Origin of the sequence: Coprococcus comes ATCC 27758, from assembly GCF_025149785.1 — a bacterium.
In the GTDB taxonomy this organism is placed as follows: domain Bacteria; phylum Bacillota; class Clostridia; order Lachnospirales; family Lachnospiraceae; genus Allocoprococcus; species Allocoprococcus comes.
Genome location: NZ_CP102277.1, coordinates 1,371,078 through 1,388,709 on the forward strand (window position 1 = coordinate 1,371,078; position 17,632 = coordinate 1,388,709).

Annotated in this window: 15 protein-coding genes; 12 read left to right on the forward strand and 3 right to left on the reverse strand. The window is 44.9% G+C overall.

Annotated features, from left to right (window positions below; all coding sequences use genetic code 11):
• Window positions 1-159: 159 nt before the first annotated feature.
• Both NQ556_RS06750 and NQ556_RS06755 read right to left on the reverse strand, forming a co-directional pair.
• Window positions 160-966 carry an ABC transporter permease gene (locus tag NQ556_RS06750; protein WP_022220124.1) on the reverse strand — a complete coding sequence of 269 codons (807 nt, stop codon included), beginning with the start codon at window positions 964-966 and terminating at the stop codon, window positions 160-162.
• Entirely contained in the window at window positions 959-1,726 is a 768-nt protein-coding gene (locus tag NQ556_RS06755) for an ABC transporter ATP-binding protein (RefSeq protein WP_022220123.1), read from the reverse strand. Before NQ556_RS06755 ends, NQ556_RS06750 begins: the two co-directional genes overlap by 8 nt.
• A gap of 188 nt (window positions 1,727-1,914) precedes the next feature.
• Between NQ556_RS06755 and NQ556_RS06760 the strand changes: the two genes are divergently transcribed.
• From NQ556_RS06760 to NQ556_RS06815, 12 genes are all read left to right on the forward strand, one after another.
• Entirely contained in the window at window positions 1,915-2,577 is a 663-nt protein-coding gene (locus NQ556_RS06760) for an epoxyqueuosine reductase QueH (RefSeq protein ID WP_022220122.1), read from the forward strand.
• Window positions 2,578-2,653: 76 nt separating this feature from the next.
• Window positions 2,654-4,033 carry an argininosuccinate lyase gene (argH, locus tag NQ556_RS06765; protein WP_008372312.1) on the forward strand — a complete coding sequence of 460 codons (1,380 nt, stop codon included), beginning with the start codon at window positions 2,654-2,656 and terminating at the stop codon, window positions 4,031-4,033.
• 183 nt (window positions 4,034-4,216) lie between these two features.
• Window positions 4,217-5,302, forward strand: coding sequence for an aspartate-semialdehyde dehydrogenase (gene asd, locus NQ556_RS06770; protein WP_008372310.1), 1,086 nt, complete (start codon window positions 4,217-4,219; stop codon window positions 5,300-5,302).
• Between the two features lie 100 nt (window positions 5,303-5,402).
• Window positions 5,403-7,508 carry a polyphosphate kinase 1 gene (gene ppk1, locus NQ556_RS06775; protein ID WP_022220121.1) on the forward strand — a complete coding sequence of 702 codons (2,106 nt, stop codon included), beginning with the start codon at window positions 5,403-5,405 and terminating at the stop codon, window positions 7,506-7,508.
• Window positions 7,509-7,623: 115 nt separating this feature from the next.
• Entirely contained in the window at window positions 7,624-9,675 is a 2,052-nt protein-coding gene (locus NQ556_RS06780; protein ID WP_008372305.1) for a DNA topoisomerase, read from the forward strand.
• Window positions 9,672-10,343: an acyltransferase gene (locus tag NQ556_RS06785; protein WP_008372303.1), complete on the forward strand. Its 672-nt coding sequence runs from the start codon at window positions 9,672-9,674 to the stop codon at window positions 10,341-10,343. Before NQ556_RS06780 ends, NQ556_RS06785 begins: the two co-directional genes overlap by 4 nt.
• A 6-nt stretch (window positions 10,344-10,349) precedes the next feature.
• Window positions 10,350-11,153 carry an MBL fold metallo-hydrolase gene (locus NQ556_RS06790; RefSeq protein WP_022220120.1) on the forward strand — a complete coding sequence of 268 codons (804 nt, stop codon included), beginning with the start codon at window positions 10,350-10,352 and terminating at the stop codon, window positions 11,151-11,153.
• Window positions 11,154-11,546: 393 nt separating this feature from the next.
• The gene (gene recA / locus NQ556_RS06795; protein WP_044999002.1) at window positions 11,547-12,617 is read left to right on the forward strand and encodes a recombinase RecA; all 1,071 of its coding nucleotides are present in this window, start codon (window positions 11,547-11,549) and stop codon (window positions 12,615-12,617) included.
• A gap of 8 nt (window positions 12,618-12,625) precedes the next feature.
• A complete protein-coding gene (locus NQ556_RS06800) occupies window positions 12,626-13,237 on the forward strand; it encodes a regulatory protein RecX (protein WP_055156726.1) in 612 nt (203 codons plus the stop codon).
• A 72-nt stretch (window positions 13,238-13,309) separates the two neighbouring features.
• Complete coding sequence (rny, locus tag NQ556_RS06805; RefSeq protein WP_008372294.1) at window positions 13,310-14,860, forward strand: ribonuclease Y; 1,551 nt, start codon at window positions 13,310-13,312, stop codon at window positions 14,858-14,860.
• A gap of 180 nt (window positions 14,861-15,040) precedes the next feature.
• Window positions 15,041-15,580: an NUDIX hydrolase gene (locus tag NQ556_RS06810; protein WP_008372292.1), complete on the forward strand. Its 540-nt coding sequence runs from the start codon at window positions 15,041-15,043 to the stop codon at window positions 15,578-15,580.
• 65 nt (window positions 15,581-15,645) lie between these two features.
• Window positions 15,646-16,188, forward strand: coding sequence for a hypothetical protein (locus tag NQ556_RS06815; protein ID WP_022220117.1), 543 nt, complete (start codon window positions 15,646-15,648; stop codon window positions 16,186-16,188).
• 97 nt (window positions 16,189-16,285) lie between these two features.
• Here the strand turns inward: NQ556_RS06815 and NQ556_RS06820 are convergent, their stop codons facing one another.
• Complete coding sequence (locus NQ556_RS06820) at window positions 16,286-17,593, reverse strand: oligosaccharide flippase family protein (RefSeq protein ID WP_173699958.1); 1,308 nt, start codon at window positions 17,591-17,593, stop codon at window positions 16,286-16,288.
• Window positions 17,594-17,632: the final 39 nt, after the last annotated feature.

Sequence of the window (17,632 nt, forward strand, 5' to 3'; positions counted from 1 at the left end):
AATATCGCCAGCCATAGCATGGCTGACGATACAAAAATTTATTATTTTTTATTGTCCTCTTGACGGGGAGCATACCAGAAATGATCTGAAAAGTATGGTTCCTTTTTGAAAAAGCGAGGGAGAAAGAAGAGACTTTCCCTGTGAAGTTCCTGATAAATATCAGGAAATCTTACACCGGCAAAGATACCACTTCTCGATCAGTCCGATCAGAGCATAGAGCAGCATGGCGATCACGCAGAGGATGCAGATGCTCATCAGCAGCCAGTCGAGCTTGAAGACCTGACTGCCGTAGATGATCATATAGCCAAGTCCTTCCCTGCCGCCGATAAATTCTCCGATGATCACGCCCACCAGACAGAGCCCGATATTGACCTTCATGGTGCTGATGATCGCCGGAATGCAGCTTGGGATCACTACCTTGGAGAGAGCATGGAGCCGGTTTCCGTGAAGAGTGTAGATGAGCATGATTTTATCTGGGTCTACTTCGGAAAATTCGGAATAGAGGTTCAGTATGCTCCCGAAGATTGCAACAGACATTCCGGCAATGATGATAGTTGTGCGGTTTGCGCCGAGCCAGACAATGAGAAGCGGAGCAAGCGCAGATTTTGGCAGACTGTTCAGGACGACCAGATAAGGCTCCAGGATTTCCGAAAGCTTCCGGAAGAGCCAGAGAAGGACGGTGACAAAAAGGCTGAAGAAGATTACCAGAACAAAACTGACCAGAGTTTCGTAAAGGGTTACTCCGATATGGCGGAAAATACTGCCGTCACCGGTCATTTCCAGAAAACACAGGGCAATCCGGGAGGGGCTGCTGAAGATGAAGGAGTCGATGAGTCCTGTATTTGCGGCAAATTCCCAGAGGAAGAGAAAGGCAAGCAGGATGGAGACTCTGGAAACGGCAACGATCCGTTTATGTCGGCGCCGCATATTCAGGTAATGTAGCTGGTTTTTTGAAAGTTCATTCATCCGGGTTCAGCTCCTTCCAGATCAGATTGAAATAAGTCTTAAATTCCGGGGCATTGCGGCGGGCAAGCGGGGAAAGTCCCGGATCAGAAAAGGAAACATTGACCGTTTGCCCGATGGTTGCCGGACGGCTTGTGAGAACAAGGATCCGGTCAGCAAGACTGATCGCTTCGGCAAGGTCATGGGTGACAAGGATCGCTGTTTTTTTCTCTTTTTTGATAATCTGCCCGATATCATCACTGACATTTAATCGGGTCTGATAATCCAAGGCAGAAAAGGGTTCATCCAAAAGCATGATATCCGGCTTCAGGACCAGCGTGCGGATCAGCGCGGCTCTCTGGCGCATTCCTCCGGAAAGTTCGGATGGTTTTGCATTTGCAAAGGCATTCAGGCCGTATTGTGTAAGAAGGACTCTTGCCAGTGCGCGGGAACGGGCAGTCAGTGCATGCTGAATCTCGAGACCGAGAAGAACGTTCTGATAGATGGTACGCCACTCAAGAAGTTCATCCTTTTGCAGCATATATCCGATGCCGGAAGTATTGTCCGGATGATAGCTGCCGTTTATTTTGATGAGACCTTTTTCCGGGGTGAGAAGACCCGCAATCAGGTGGAGCAGTGTAGATTTTCCGCACCCGGAGGGACCGACCAGAGCAATAAATTCCCCTTCGCGGACCGAAAAGGTGATGTCTTTCAGGGCGTAGGTTTCTCCTTCCAGTGTATGGTAAGCATAATGAACGTTTTTCAGTTCCAGTGCATATTGCATGATAATCCTCCAGATACAGAAACGATCATAAGTCTTTTACTTACAGTTTATGAGAAATAAAAAAAAGCGTGTGTGCATCTGGCTGGAATGGAGCGGAAAAAGAAAAACAGAGCAGAAAAGATATTGTGCGAAGAGAACAGCTGCACTATAATAAGAAACAAATCTGCAATATGAGGAGAGATGAACAGATGCAGAAAAAGAATTACCAGAAAGAACTGGATAAAAAGATAGAACTGATCGTATCGGAAAAGAAGGTTCCACGACTGTTCCTTCACAGCTGTTGTGCACCATGCAGCAGTTATGTGCTGGAATATCTGTCGGAATATTTTGAGATTACGGTTTTTTATTACAATCCGAATATTTTCCCGGAGGCGGAATTTGAAAAACGGATCCACGAACAGGAGAAGCTGATCCGTGAGCTTCCGGCGAAACATACGATCCATTTTCAGGCGGGAAATTATGACAGTGAAAAATTTTACGAGATGGCGAAGGGACTGGAGATGATTCCGGAAGGTGGAGAGCGGTGCTTCAGGTGTTATGAGCTCAGACTCCGGGAAGCTGCGAGATTTGCAAAAGAAGGCAGATATGATTATTTCACCACAACCCTTTCCATCAGTCCGCTGAAAAATGCACAGAAGCTGAATGAGATTGGTGAGCGGCTTGCCGGGGAATATGGAGTGGCTTATCTGGTTTCGGATTTTAAAAAGAGAAATGGATATAAGCGTTCAACCGAGCTGTCAAAGATTTACGGACTTTACCGCCAGGACTATTGTGGCTGTATTTATTCCAAAAATCAGAGAGAACGGGAAAAGAAACTTCGGGAGGAAGAGGAAAGTTCTGTGAAAAGTTAAGAGGGGAACTTTACAGAATCCGACATTCTATGGTACACTAAAGCACAGAATTACGTTGAAGAAAAGAGGGAAAGCTATGGCACAGTTATGGGGAGGACGTTTTACGAAAGAAACCGACAAACTGGTTTATAATTTCAATGCGTCCATTTCATTTGATAAACGATTTTATGAGCAGGATATACAGGGCAGCAAGGCGCATGTTATGATGCTTGCAAAGCAGGGGATCCTGACAGACGATGAGAAGCAGCAGATTCTGGACGGACTGGAAAGCATCCGCAGGGATGTAGAGAGCGGAAAGCTTGAGATTACAGAGGAATACGAAGATATCCACAGTTTTGTAGAGGCAAATCTGATCGACCGGATCGGGGATGCAGGAAAGAAGCTGCATACCGGAAGAAGCCGTAATGACCAGGTTGCACTGGATATGAAGCTTTATACAAGAAGTGAGATCACCGCACTGCAGGGACTGGTTGTGGATATGCTCCGCGAACTTCTTGCGATCATGAAGGACAACACCGAGACGATCATGCCTGGATTTACTCATCTGCAGAAAGCGCAGCCGATCACACTGGCACACCATATGGGTGCTTATTTTGAAATGTTCAAAAGAGACCATATGCGTCTGAAAGATATTTACAAAAGAATGAATACCTGTCCGCTTGGATCCGGAGCACTTGCAGGAACTACTTATGATCTGGACAGAGCATACACCGCAGAGCTTCTCGGATTTGACGGACCGACACTGAACAGTATGGATTCGGTATCGGACCGTGATTATCTGATCGAGCTGATGAGTGCTCTATCTACGATTATGATGCATTTAAGCCGCTTCTCAGAAGAAGTGATCATCTGGAATTCCAATGAATACCAGTTTGTCGATATCGATGACAGCTACAGCACCGGAAGCAGTATCATGCCACAGAAGAAGAATCCGGATATTGCGGAACTTGTTCGTGGAAAGACAGGACGTGTATACGGTGCACTGACTTCGATCCTGACTACAATGAAAGGAATTCCGCTTGCTTACAATAAAGATATGCAGGAGGACAAAGAGCTGGTATTTGATGCCATCGATACCGTGAAAGGATGCCTGGCTTTATTTACCGGAATGCTCGCAACCATGAAGTTCAACAAAGAACGTATGCTGGAAAGCTGCAGACACGGATTTACCAACGCAACAGATGCAGCTGACTATCTGGTAAATCACGGGGTACCGTTCCGTGATGCACATGGAATCGTAGGAAAGCTGGTACTTTATTGCATCGATAAGAAGATTGCGTTAGATGATATGTCACTGGAAGAATATAAGGAGATCTCTCCGGTATTTGAAGAAGATATTTATGATGCGATCAGCATGGAGACCTGTGTCAATAAGAGAAATACGATCGGTGCACCTGGACCGGAAGCTATGAAAAAGGTGATCGCGCTTCACGAAGCGTATCTGGAAGAGTGCTAATCGTTATAAGGAAAATGAGCATTGCTGGTCACAGGTACTGGGAACAGTAACATGAGCGTTAATAAGTAGACATAGTTTTTCAATTGTCAGGGTTGAAAAATGTCGGTAAATGCGCTATGATATACAAATCACGCGTACAAATGTGCGTATCAAAAAGACAAAACAGGAAATGAGGACATAAAAATGGATCAGAAATTAAGAGTAGGTATTCTTGGTGCAACAGGAATGGTAGGACAGAGATTTATCTCTCTGCTGGAAAATCATCCGTGGTTTGAGGTAGTAACACTGGCTGCAAGCCCGCGTTCCGCAGGAAAGACATATGAAGAAGCAGTCGGAGACCGCTGGAAAATGGACACTCCGATGCCGGAAGCAGTCAAGAAGATCGTTGTACATAATGTCAACGAGGTAGAAGAAGTTGCAAAGACAGTTGACTTTGTATTCAGTGCAGTTGATATGTCAAAAGATGAGATTCGTGCGATCGAGGAAGCATACGCAAAGACAGAGACACCGGTTGTATCTAATAACAGTGCCCACAGATGGACACCGGATGTACCGATGGTAATCCCGGAAGTAAACCCGGAACATTTTGCAGTCATCGAAGACCAGAAAAAGCGTCTTGGAACCACAAGAGGATTTATCGCAGTAAAACCAAACTGTTCGATCCAGAGCTATGCGCCTTGCCTTGCAGCATGGAAAGAATTCGGACCAAAAGAACTGGTTGTTACAACCTACCAGGCAATTTCAGGTGCAGGAAAGACCTTTAAAGACTGGCCGGAAATGGTAGAAAATATCATTCCATTCATTGGTGGAGAAGAAGAAAAGAGCGAGCAGGAACCGCTTCGTGTTCTCGGCAGAGTTGAAAATGGACAGATCGTAAAAGCAGATTCTCCGAAGATCACATGCCAGTGTGTACGTGTACCGGTTCTTAACGGACATACCGCTGCCGTATTTATCAATTTTGAAAAGAAACCAACCAAAGAGCAGCTGATCGAAAAACTGGAAAGTTTCAAAGGCTTCCCGCAGGAAGCAGAGCTTCCGAGTGCACCGAAGCAGTTCATCCGCTATATGACAGAAGACAACCGTCCGCAGGTGAAACTGGATGTAGATTATGAGAACGGAATGGGAATTTCTATCGGACGACTCAGAGAAGATTCCCTTTACGATTATAAATTTATCGGACTTTCCCACAATACAGTCCGCGGTGCGGCAGGAGGAGCTGTTCTCTGTGCTGAGACACTGACTGCAAAAGGCTTTATCACAAAGAAATAGCTTTTGCAGGAAAGTTTAAAAGAAGTTAACTTTTCTTTCTTCTGATTCAGTGGTAGAATGAAATTATACCAGTGTAAAGGAAGAGTGAAGGTGGGCTAATATGAAAAAAGAAATGCAGAACTATACACAGAACAGAGAACTGTCCTGGCTGAAGTTCAATCAGAGGGTACTGGAGGAAGCAAAGGATTCTTCAGTACCCCTTCTTGAAAGAATGAAGTTTGTATCCATTTTTACAAGCAACCTGGATGAATTTTTTATGATCCGCGTAGGAAGCCTGTATGATATGTCGCTTACGGATAACAGCACGATCGACAGCCGTTCGGGGATGAATCCGAAAGAGCAGCTGGATGCAATCTTTGCGGCTGTAGCACCATTGTATAAAGAGCGGGACAAGACTTACTCGGAAATCAAGAAGCTGCTGAATCCATACGGTGTCTGTGGACTATCGATAAAAGAGCTGGAGCAGCAGGAAAAGAAGTATGTGAAAAAGTACTTCAAAGACCAGATCCTACCGATCCTGTCTCCACAGATCGTGGATGCCAATCATCCATTCCCACATCTGCTCAATAAGGAACTGTATGTGATCGCAAGTCTGAAGCAGAATGGAACTTCCATGATTGGAATCGTACCGGTTCCACAGTTTGTGTCAGATATTTTATATCTTCCGGGCCATGATATCCGTTATATCCGTATGGAAAAGGTGATCATGGAATATCTGGATGTGGTGTTCGACAAATACGAGGTATCGAACAAGAATTATATCTGCGTGACAAGGAATGCAGATGTGTCGCCGGACGATGAGGCACTGGAGATCAATGATGATTTCCGCCTGCTGATGCAGGAAACCATTCACAAGCGCCGCAGAATGGCAGTAGTCCGCATGGAGACAGCGGAGCCGCTGGATAAGGAACTGGAAAAGTATTTCTGTGACAAATTTAAGATCACACCGGCACAGATCTACCGGACCAAGATGCCGATGAAGCTGGATTATATTTTTTCGATTATGGATAAGGTTCCGGCATCGCTGAAACGTTCTCTGATCGACGAACCGTTTACTCCGCAGCCGTCCCGCTATCTGACGGATGGAAAAGTGATTCCGCAGGTAAAGAAAAAAGATATACTTCTTTCTTATCCGTATGAGAGTATGGATCCGTTTCTGCGTATGATCAAGGAAGCGGCTTATGATCCGACCGTTCTTACGATCAGGATCACAATCTACCGTCTGGCAAAGAAGGCACGGCTGGTAGAGTACTTATGTGCAGCGGCCGAGAACGGCAAAGAGGTTACGGTTTTGATCGAGCTGAGAGCCAGATTCGATGAACAGAACAATATTGACTGGTCCGAACGTCTGGAAGAAGCAGGATGCCGTGTGATTTATGGATTTGAAGGTTATAAGGTGCATTCCAAGATCTGTCTGATCACTTACCGGAACCGCAACAATATCGAGTACATTACGCAGGTGGGAACCGGAAACTACAATGAAAAGACAGCGACGATGTATACGGATGTGTCGCTGATCACAGCGGATAAGGGAATCGGAGAGGATGCAGCCGTCTTCTTCAAGAATATGTCCATTGGCAATCTCAATGGAAGCTATCAGCATATTATTGTTTCACCGACCAGTCTGAAACCAAAGGTGCTTTCGCTGATGGACGAGGAGATCAAAAAGGGAACGAACGGACGGATCATCATGAAGATGAATTCTGTGACGGATGTAGATTTTATCCAGAAGGTTTCCGAGGCATCAAATGCAGGGGTGAAGGTGGATCTGATCGTCCGTGGGATTTGCTGTATTCTTCCGGGAGTCAAAGGGTACACGGAGAATCTCCGTGTGACCAGTATTGTCGGACGTTATCTTGAGCATCCGCGTATTTTCCTTTTTGGAACCGGAGCGGATCAGAAAATCTATATCGGTTCCGCAGATATGATGACGCGTAATACGGAAAAACGCGTGGAAGTGGCATGTCCGGTTTACGATGAAACTATCAGGAAACAGCTGACACATATGCTGAAGATCATGCTTGCGGACAATGTAAAAGCGCGGGAATTAAAGAGTGACGGCAAATATTACATGAAAGAAAAAGGAACTTCAAAAGTCAATTCCCAGGAATATTTTATGCGTGAAGCAATCACCGTCAGACATCCGGAAGGACGGACAAAACAAAGCTTCGTTGATAAAATTCGGAAGATTTTTCGAAGAAAATAATTTGTTTTATGTTCTGAATATGATATGATAAAAAAGTGGAGCTGGTATCAGCTTCACTTTTTAAACGCTGTGAGAGTTGCTATAGCGTGAAAATACAGGAGTACAAAATTATTATATGGGTAAATCGGTATATATTGCAGAAAAGCCGAGTGTGGCACAGGAATTTGCCAAGGCACTGCATTTGAATTTGAAAAGAAAAGACGGATATCTGGAATCAGATGAGGCGATCGTAACCTGGTGTGTTGGTCATCTTGTCACGATGAGTTATCCGGAAATATATGATGAAAAGTATAAGAGATGGTCTTTGCAGACACTGCCATTCATTCCGCAGGAATTTCTCTATGAGGTGATACCGGGAGTAAAGAAGCAGTTTGAGATCGTAAAAGGAATACTGACCAGGAAGGACGTAGATCGGATTTATGTCTGTACCGACTCGGGAAGAGAAGGAGAATACATTTACCGTCTGGTGGAACAGATGGCAGGCGTAAAAGGGAAAGAACGCCGGCGTGTGTGGATCGATTCCCAGACGGAGGAAGAGATCCTCAGAGGAATCCGTGAGGCGAAGGATCTGTCAGAATACGATAATCTGTCAGCTTCGGCTTATCTCCGTGCGAAGGAAGATTATCTGATGGGAATCAACTTTTCCAGACTTCTGACACTGAAATATGGAAACAGCATTTCAAATTATCTTGGGAATAAATACACGGTTGTATCTGTCGGACGTGTGATGACCTGTGTCCTTGGAATGGTCGTAAGGCGGGAACGGGAGATCCGTGAATTTGTTAAAACGCCGTTCTATCGTGTGATCGAATCGGTAAATGTAGACGGACATACTTTTACCGGTGAGTGGCGTGCAGTGAAAGGTTCGGCTTATTTTGAGTCTCCAAAGCTCTACAAAGAGAATGGATTTAAAGAGAAAGAGGAGGCCAAAAAGCTGATAGCTGTTTTGAAAGAGGGAACATCCCCTCTTACCTGCCGGATTGTATCCATCGAAAAGAAAAAAGAGAAAAAGAATCCGCCACTTCTGTTTAACCTTGCAGAACTTCAGAACGAATGCTCCAAACGGTTCAAGATCAGTCCGGATGAAACGCTCCGCATTGTGCAGGAGCTTTATGAGAAGAAGCTTGTCACCTATCCGAGAACAGACGCCAGAGTGCTTTCGACGGCAGTATCAAAGGAGATCACAAAGAACCTGAACGGGCTGAGTAAATACCAGATGGCTGCACCATATATGCAGGATATTCTGCATTATGGAGCATATAAAAATCTGGCAAAGACGCGTTATGTCAATGACAAGCAGATCACGGATCATTATGCGATCATCCCGACAGGACAGGGACTTTCAGCATTGAATTCGGTATCTGCAACGGCTCATCATGTGTATGATGTGATCGTCCGGAGGTTTCTGAGTATCTTCTATCCTCCGGCAGTTTATCAGAAAGTGGCGTTGATAACACAGATCGGAAAAGAACAGTTTTTCTCCAACTTCCGTGTACTTGCGGAAGAAGGATATCTGAAGGTGGCAGGGGTCCCTGTCCCAAAGAAAAATGCAAATGGAAATGACGCGGAAGGAGATGGAAGTGATAACAATGTGGATCTGGATGCCGCATTTTTTGCATCCATCCAGAAGTTAAAAAAAGGTGATATCCTGGATGTGAAATCACTGGATATTAAAGAGGGAGAAACTTCACCGCCGAAGAGATACAATTCCGGTTCCATGATCCTTGCGATGGAAAATGCAGGTCAGCTGATCGAGGATGAGGAACTTCGTGCGCAGATCAAAGGAAGCGGGATCGGAACCAGTGCGACCAGGGCGGAGATCCTGAAAAAGCTCTTCAATATCAAATATCTGGCACTGAATAAAAAGACGCAGGTGATCACACCGACGCTTCTTGGAGAAATGATCTATGATGTGGTGTTGAATTCTATCCGTTCACTTCTGAATCCGGAGCTGACGGCAAGCTGGGAAAAGGGGCTTAACTATGTGGCAGAGGGAGAAATTACATCGGATGAATATATGACAAAACTGGATCATTTTATTGTCAGCAGAACCAACGGAGTACTGGGACTGAATAACCAGTATCAGTTAAGAAGCTGCTATGACAGGGTAGCAGCATTTTATAAAAAAGAAACCAAAGGCAGAGCATCGAAAGGAAAGAAAGAATGAAAGAAATGACGGTTAAAGAAATGTATACGCTGGAAGAGACAATCGCAAAGGATTTGTTTGAAGGAGTGACCTACCCGTGGGAAGTACTTCCGAAAATCAGCAGTTTTATCCTGGAACTGGGTGCGTCTCTTCCGGAAGAAGAGTATGAAAAACGTGGAGAAAATGTGTGGGTTGCCAGATCCGCAAAGGTTGCACCGACTGCATTTATCGGCGGTCCGGCGATCATCGGAAAGGACGCAGAGGTAAGACACTGTGCGTTTATCCGTGGAAATGCGATCGTAGGAGAAGGTGCAGTTGTCGGAAATTCTACCGAACTGAAAAATGTGGTCCTCTTCAATAAAGTACAGGTTCCACATTATAATTATGTGGGGGATTCAATCCTTGGATACAAGTCACATATGGGAGCAGGTTCTATCACATCTAATGTGAAATCCGATAAAAAACTGGTGGTTGTAAAGACGCCGGAAGGAAATATCGAGACCGGTATGAAAAAGTTCGGCGCGATGCTGGGTGACCATGTAGAAGTTGGATGTGGAACCATTCTGAACCCGGGAAGTGTAGTAGGACCGCATACCAATATTTATCCACTTTCTTCGGTGAGAGGATTTGTGCCGGGAGGAAGTATTTACAAATGTGCAGGTGAAGTAGTTGAAATGAGACAGGAGTAATGTCGGATGAAGCTTACAATACTTGGAACGGGAAATGCAACAGTAACGGAATGCTATAATACATGTTTTGCCCTCTCGGATGGAAACAGGCATTTTCTGGTGGATACCGGCGGCGGAAACCGTATTTTAAAGGTGTTAAAAGACACCGGGATCCAGCTGGAAGACATTCACGATATTTTTATTACCCATGAACATATCGATCATCTTCTGGGCGTGATCTGGCTGATACGGATGATCGGGCAGAAGAAGATCGGCCAGGGAAAATATGAGGGGAATCTGCGGATCTACTGCCATGAAGAGCTGGCAAGATCAATCCGCATGATCGCAGAGCTTACAATCCAGAAAAAGGTGACGAAATATTTTGATGACCGGATTCTTTTTGTGCCGGTGCATCACGGAGAGACAAAGGAAATCCTTGGCTGTCCGGTCACCTTTTTCGATATTTTTTCCACGAAGGCAAAGCAGTTCGGATTTACGATGCTGCTTCCGGACGGAGTGAAGTTTACCTGCTGCGGTGACGAACCGTACAATGAGAAAGATTATGAATTTGTGAAAGGCAGCGACTGGCTGACCCATGAGGCGTTCTGCCTGTATGGAGAAGCAGATAAGTTCAAGCCTTATGAAAAGCACCACAGTACTGTGAAAGAAGCATGTCAGCTTGCCGAGGAGCTTCAGATTCCGCATCTGATCCTGTATCATACGGAAGAGATGCATCTTAAGGAGAGGAAAGAGCTTTATACGCGAGAAGGACGGGAGTACTATCACGGGAAGTTGTTTGTACCGGATGATCTTGAGGTGTTTGAGCTTTAGATTGCAGGACGGGCGGTCTGCGGGAAAATAGAAGACGGACGCGCTTTTAATAAAATAAACCGGACAGATTTAGTTGTGCAGGGCATTCCGATGAGCCTCCGAATGCGAAAATTATGTCAGCAATGGCTTCCGAGAAGAAGTGTTCTGGTTGTGGGGGAAGGGGGAGATGTGGTATGATGGGGGAGTCAGAAGCTTTGAGGATCTGGGCGAGAAAGATTTTCTGGAGGGGTTCGGTTTCTTCTCCGAGGAAGGTGAGACGTGTGGATCTGATTTAAAAATGTAGTTGACAAACCAGAACATATGTACTAATATAGAACCAGAACAAACATTCGTTCGATGGAGAGCGTGGGCGAAGAATCTGGGATAAGGAGATTAATGATGGCGAATAATACAATGAATGATGAGAATAAAAAGAAAGCATTAGACGCAGCAATTGCAAAGCTTGAGAAAGATTTTGGTAAGGGAGCAGTTATGAAGCTGGGTGATCCGGCGGCACAGGTGCATGTTGAGACGGTTCCGACCGGTTCTCTGAGTCTGGATCTGGCACTTGGTGTTGGCGGCGTTCCGAAAGGACGTATTATTGAAATTTATGGACCTGAATCAAGTGGTAAGACGACAGTTGCATTACATATGATCGCAGAAGTACAGAAAAGAGGCGGCATTGCGGGATTTATCGATGCAGAGCATGCACTGGATCCGGTATATGCGAAGAATATCGGTGTAGATATTGATGAACTTTACATTTCACAGCCAGACAGCGGAGATCAGGCATTGGAGATCACTGAGACAATGGTACGTTCCGGTGCGATTGACATTATCGTAGTCGATTCTGTTGCAGCACTTGTTCCGAAGCAGGAGATTGAGGGTGATATGGGTGATACACATGTAGGTCTGCAGGCAAGACTGATGTCACAGGCACTCAGAAAGCTGACACCGGTTATCAGTAAATCAAACTGTGTTGTAATCTTTATCAACCAGCTGCGTGAGAAGGTTGGCGTTATGTTCGGTAATCCGGAGACAACAACGGGTGGACGGGCACTGAAGTTCTATTCATCTGTCCGTATGGATGTCCGCAGAACTGAGACTCTGAAGCAGGGCGGAGAGATGGTTGGTAACCATGTCCGCGTGAAGATCGTGAAGAATAAAATTGCACCTCCGTTCAAGGAAGCAGAATTTGATATCATGTTCGGAAAAGGAATTTCCAGAGAAGGAGATATTCTGGATCTTGCGACGAAGATTGATCTGGTCAATAAGAGTGGTGCATGGTATGCATACAACGGAGAAAAGATCGGTCAGGGACGTGAGAATGCAAAGTCTTATCTGACAGCACATCCGGAGATTATGGAAGAGATTGAAGAAAAAGTCCGTGCGCATTACGGAATCGGTGCAGAAGGGCAGGAAGCAGAAGAACCGGCACAGGCTGCTCCGGCAGATGCTGAAGAAGTGATGGATGAGGAAGAATAAAACATATGATGAGAATTACCCGAATCGAGCCAGTTACAAAGACAAAGTATCGGGTATCTGTTGATGAGCAGTTCGCCTTTGTGGTTTACAAAGGCGAACTGTCCCGTTTTCACCTGAAAGAAGAGTGTGAATTGACAGAGGATACTTATGCAAAGATCAAAGAAGTTCTTTTGAAGCGGGCAAAGCTTCGTGCGATGCACCTGCTGAATGACATGGCAAGAACTGAATCCCAGCTCAGAGATAAATTAAAGCTGGGCGGCTATCCATCGGAGATCACCGAAGCGGCGATTGCTTATGTGAAATCATTTGGATATATCAATGATGACGCCTACATTCGGAACTTTATAGACAGCAGGAAAGATAAAAAGAGCAGACGGGAGATTTATGCCCTTCTGAGACAGAAGGGCGTGGATATGAACCGGGCAGAAGAGATCATGGAAGAGATGTATGAAGAGCATTCCGATCAGGAAGCAATCCGGGAGCTTCTTCGCAAAAAGCACTGGGACTTTGCCTGTACAGATCCGAAAGAAAAGCAGAAAATATATGGATATTTGGTGCGGAAAGGATTTCGTTACGAAGATATCCGTCAAGTAATACAAGTTTGCGATTGGAATGCTTGACATATTTGTGAAAACAGTATAGAATTTAAGTGTTGTATTTGTACAATGAAAACTAAATAAGGAGGTGCTCCTGTGCTGATACCTATAATTATTGCTGTAGTTGTTACGCTTATAGTAGTAATGCCGGTTACTTATTTTGTTACTGTTTCCAAGTTGAAGAACGATGCAAATTCTAAAATTGGGAACGCTGATGTAAAAGCAAGAGAAATTATTGATGATGCTTTGAAGACAGCAGAGACAAAGAAGAAGGAAGCACTTTTGGAAGTAAAGGAAGAGTCCATCAAGACAAAGAATGAACTTGAAAAAGAGACTAAGGAACGCAGAGCTGAACTTCAGCGTTATGAAAAGCGTGTACTTTCAAAAGAAGAATCTCTGGATAAGAGATCTGCGGCAATTGAGCAGAGAGAGACTGCATTTACTGCAAAAGAGACAGCGATGAAGCAGCGGGAGGCTGAAGTTGAAGAACTCAGCCAGAAAAGAGTACAGGAACTAGAAAGAATCTCAGGACTTACCTCCGAACAGGCAAAGGATTATCTATTAAAAACTGTTGAAGAAGATGTGAAACATGACACTGCCAAGATGGTGAAAGAGCTTGAAACACGTGCAAAGGAAGAGGCTGACAAGAAGGCGAAAGAGTATGTTGTCACCGCAATCCAGAGATGTGCGGCAGATCATGTGGCTGAAACTACGATCTCGGTAGTTCAGCTTCCAAGTGACGAGATGAAGGGTAGAATTATCGGACGAGAGGGACGGAATATCCGTACTCTTGAGACACTGACAGGAGTAGAGCTTATTATTGATGATACTCCGGAGGCAGTTGTTCTTTCCGGATTTGATCCAATCCGAAGAGAAGTGGCAAGAATTGCACTGGAGCGTTTGATCGTAGATGGACGAATCCATCCTGCAAGAATCGAAGAGATGGTTGAAAAAGCGCAGAAAGAAGTAGAGACTATGATGCGCGAAGAAGGAGAGGCAGCAGCACTTGAAGTTGGTGTACACGGCATCCATCCAGAACTGATTCGTCTTCTTGGACGTATGAAGTTCAGAACGAGCTACGGTCAGAATGCACTGAAGCATTCAATCGAGGTTGCTCAGCTATCCGGATTGCTTGCGGGCGAGATCGGACTGGATGTCCGTATCGCAAAGCGTGCAGGTCTTTTACATGACATCGGTAAATCGATCGATCACGATGTAGAAGGTTCACATGTTCAGATTGGTGTAGACCTTTGTAGAAAATACAAAGAGTCGCCGCTTATTATCAACGCGGTAGAAGCACATCATGGTGATGTAGAACCACAGTCTCTGATTGCAGGCGTTGTTCAGGCAGCAGATGCGATTTCGGCTGCAAGACCAGGTGCAAGAAGAGAAACCTTGGAGACATACACAAACAGATTAAAACAGTTAGAAGATATTACCAACCAGTTTAAAGGGGTTGAGAAGTCATTTGCTATTCAGGCGGGTAGAGAGATTCGCGTAATGGTAGTTCCAGAACAAGTATCTGATGATGATATGGTATTGCTGGCAAGAGATATTTCAAAACAGATTGAATATGAATTGGAATATCCAGGTCAGATTAAAGTAAATGTAATCCGGGAATCCCGTGTTACAGATTATGCTAAATAACACGATAATCAGAAAACGACAGCCGTCCAAAAGATTCAATCTTTTGGATGGCTGTATTTAATTTACGCGAGCAACGAGCCAAAGTCCGTGCTTGCACGAGGCCTTGGCGACTGCCGCGATAACTTGAGAAACTCGCGGAGCGTGTTTCTCATAGTTGTGTGAAAAGGAAGTGGAAAACGGATGAAAAAAGAAATCAAACGTGTAAAAAGAGAAAGGGTATATCAGGGAACAATTGTTGATGTATACAAAGATTATATGGAGTTTTCCAATGGAAATCATGAGGTGTGGGACTATATCCACCACAAAGGGGCTGCTGCTGTGATCCCTGTGATGGATGACGGCAGACTCCTGATGGTAAGACAGTACCGGAATGCACTGGACCGCTTTACACTGGAGCTTCCGGCAGGAGGGCTGGACCAAGCAGATGAACCGGGACGAGACTGTTCGGCAAGAGAATTGGAAGAAGAGACCGGATATCACAGTGATGATCTGGAATGGCTGATCACGCTTCGAACAACTGTAGCACTTTGCAACGAAAAAATCGAAGTTTATGTGGCACGAAACCTGATCCGTACCCATCAGCATCTGGATGAGAATGAATTTGTGAATGTAGAGGCACATACGGTTGAAGAATTGAAGCAGATGATCTTTGAAGGAAAGATTGAAGATTCCAAGACTGTAGCCGCTATCCTTGCCTATGATGCAAAGTATAACAGATAAAGTGAACGCATAATTGACAACTCCGGTCATATAATGAACTATGTGAAATTATTGGAGGCCGGAATGTGGAAGTTTATCGGAAGAAATATCAGCTGCCCATGCTATATCTGATCGGTTTTGGAACGGGGATCTTATATGCTAATTTTATTGCGAAAAATTATGTTACGATGACTGGAATTTTCCATGAATATTTTCTAAATCAGTATACACAGGTGAAAATCATAAATGAAGATTACCTGTGGTACCTGCTCAGATGGAGAGTGATGCCTTTGGCGTTAGCGGTCTGTGTGGCAAATCTGGGATTTCGCAGACTGACAGCAGCCGGAATCCTCCTTTGGACAGGCTTTGCAGCAGGGATACTGTCTGTGGCGGCAGTTTTAAGGATGGGCCTTTGCGGAATGCTGCTGTGTATTGCCGGTATTTTCCCGCAATATATTTTTTATGTACCGGCATATCTTCTATTGATCCGGTATTATTATCGCTATCCGCAAAGTGAATGGAATGGAACAAAAACAGGATTTACTGTTATGATGATCGTGGCGGGAATTTTGTCTGAGGTGTATTTAAACCCTGGGATTGTCCGTTGGTTTGTGAAGGTTCTTACATAGCAGGAATGTGTTCAGCCACATTTTAGCGTCAGGTGATAGAAAATGGCAGAAAGCCCTCTTACTGAACAATTCGGTAAAGAGGACTTTCTGCCGTTTTTTATCGCCCTTGTTTTATCAGGAGAAACATGCAGCAGCCAAATGTAAGAAGCTGGCTTGCAAGCAATGCCCACAGATAGCCAAGAATCCCGAACTGCGGAATCAGAAACAGAACACTACAGATTCGTACTGCCAGGGTGAACAGATTGATCAGAAAAGTTTTTCCGGCAAGATCCAGACCATTTAACACACTGATCAGTGCGGTGTTACTATAGAGAAAAGGACAGATAAATGCTAGTGTTAAGATATAATTTCCGGCTTCTGGTGTATGAAAGATCCGTCTGCTGATAAAGCCGGATGCGGTAAAGAAAAATAGCAGGCAGGCAAAACCAAGAAACAGGCAGAAAAAAATAACTTTCCGTAAAAGCTGCGGAAGAGCATGCTTTTTCTGAGCATCCGGCATACTGGCAACTTCGGGGAGGAGCATTGTGGAGATGGAATTGGTGAGGGCAGATGGAAATAAAATGCAGGGAAGGGCAATTCCGGTCAGAATTCCGTAGGTGCTAAGAGAAGCGGAGATACTCATTCCATACTTTTGCAGGGCAAGAGGAATAGAAATTGCTTCTAGACTCTGAAAAAGATTCAGAAGGACTCTGCTTGCGGTCAGTGGAAGGGCAGAAAAAAGCAGGGGAGGAACAGCAGAAAGAGCCGGCTCCCGGTGTGGGGAGAAAGGTTGCCCGGCAGTTCTGAGCTTATGGATGCAAAGAAAAGCGGTTGCAATTTCACCACCGACAATTCCGAGGACAGCAATTGCGACAGATGGTGTAAAAGCGGTATGAACATCGGCTGTATAGAGGAGGATAACAAAAAAGATCCGGACCAGCTGTTCAAATAATTGGGAGAGGGCAGGAAGCCGGATCTGCTTGAGCCCCAGAAAGTAACCACAGCTGCAACTGTGCAGAGCTGCAAATGGAAGTGCATATGCTATCAGGAAGATGAGAGAGGCGCATCGGGGATTACCAAGTATGACTGTGGTGAGGAAAACAGCATTTTTCTGCAACAGAAAAAGACAGCAGATGGAAAGGAAAAGAGAACAAAGCAGTGCTGCTTTCAGGTAAGAATAAGCTTTTGCAGACTGCTTTTTTGCAGAAGAGGCGGCAACCAGGCGCGCCAGAGCCGTCTCGATCCCTGCTGAAGTTGCAGCATAAGCAAGTGTGTAGACAGGGAAAATCAGTTGATACAGACCGATTTCTTCTGCAGGGAAAGATCTGCTGAGAAAAATACGGTAAAAAAATCCCATTACACGGGTGAGAATGCCGACTACAGTAAGGATAAAAGTTCCTTTCAGGAGAAAATGTTTTTGTGACATAGCAGCTCCAAAGGCATTTTTGTTTTAAAATATATGCAA

What these genes read in the sequence shown, in the direction of transcription:
- NQ556_RS06780 (WP_008372305.1), top strand. Translation starts at nt 7,624, where the DNA reads ATGGGTAAATCGGTATATATTGCAGAAAAGCCGAGTGTGGCACAGGAA.
- argH (WP_008372312.1), top strand. Translation starts at nt 2,654, where the DNA reads ATGGCACAGTTATGGGGAGGACGTTTTACGAAAGAAACCGACAAACTG.
- NQ556_RS06790 (WP_022220120.1), top strand. Translation starts at nt 10,350, where the DNA reads ATGAAGCTTACAATACTTGGAACGGGAAATGCAACAGTAACGGAATGC.
- NQ556_RS06785 (WP_008372303.1), top strand. Translation starts at nt 9,672, where the DNA reads ATGAAAGAAATGACGGTTAAAGAAATGTATACGCTGGAAGAGACAATC.
- NQ556_RS06750 (WP_022220124.1), bottom strand. Translation starts at nt 966, where the DNA reads ATGAATGAACTTTCAAAAAACCAGCTACATTACCTGAATATGCGGCGC.
- recA (WP_044999002.1), top strand. Translation starts at nt 11,547, where the DNA reads ATGAATGATGAGAATAAAAAGAAAGCATTAGACGCAGCAATTGCAAAG.
- NQ556_RS06810 (WP_008372292.1), top strand. Translation starts at nt 15,041, where the DNA reads ATGAAAAAAGAAATCAAACGTGTAAAAAGAGAAAGGGTATATCAGGGA.
- NQ556_RS06820 (WP_173699958.1), bottom strand. Translation starts at nt 17,593, where the DNA reads ATGTCACAAAAACATTTTCTCCTGAAAGGAACTTTTATCCTTACTGTA.
- asd (WP_008372310.1), top strand. Translation starts at nt 4,217, where the DNA reads ATGGATCAGAAATTAAGAGTAGGTATTCTTGGTGCAACAGGAATGGTA.
- NQ556_RS06760 (WP_022220122.1), top strand. Translation starts at nt 1,915, where the DNA reads ATGCAGAAAAAGAATTACCAGAAAGAACTGGATAAAAAGATAGAACTG.
- NQ556_RS06800 (WP_055156726.1), top strand. Translation starts at nt 12,626, where the DNA reads ATGAGAATTACCCGAATCGAGCCAGTTACAAAGACAAAGTATCGGGTA.
- ppk1 (WP_022220121.1), top strand. Translation starts at nt 5,403, where the DNA reads ATGAAAAAAGAAATGCAGAACTATACACAGAACAGAGAACTGTCCTGG.
- NQ556_RS06755 (WP_022220123.1), bottom strand. Translation starts at nt 1,726, where the DNA reads ATGCAATATGCACTGGAACTGAAAAACGTTCATTATGCTTACCATACA.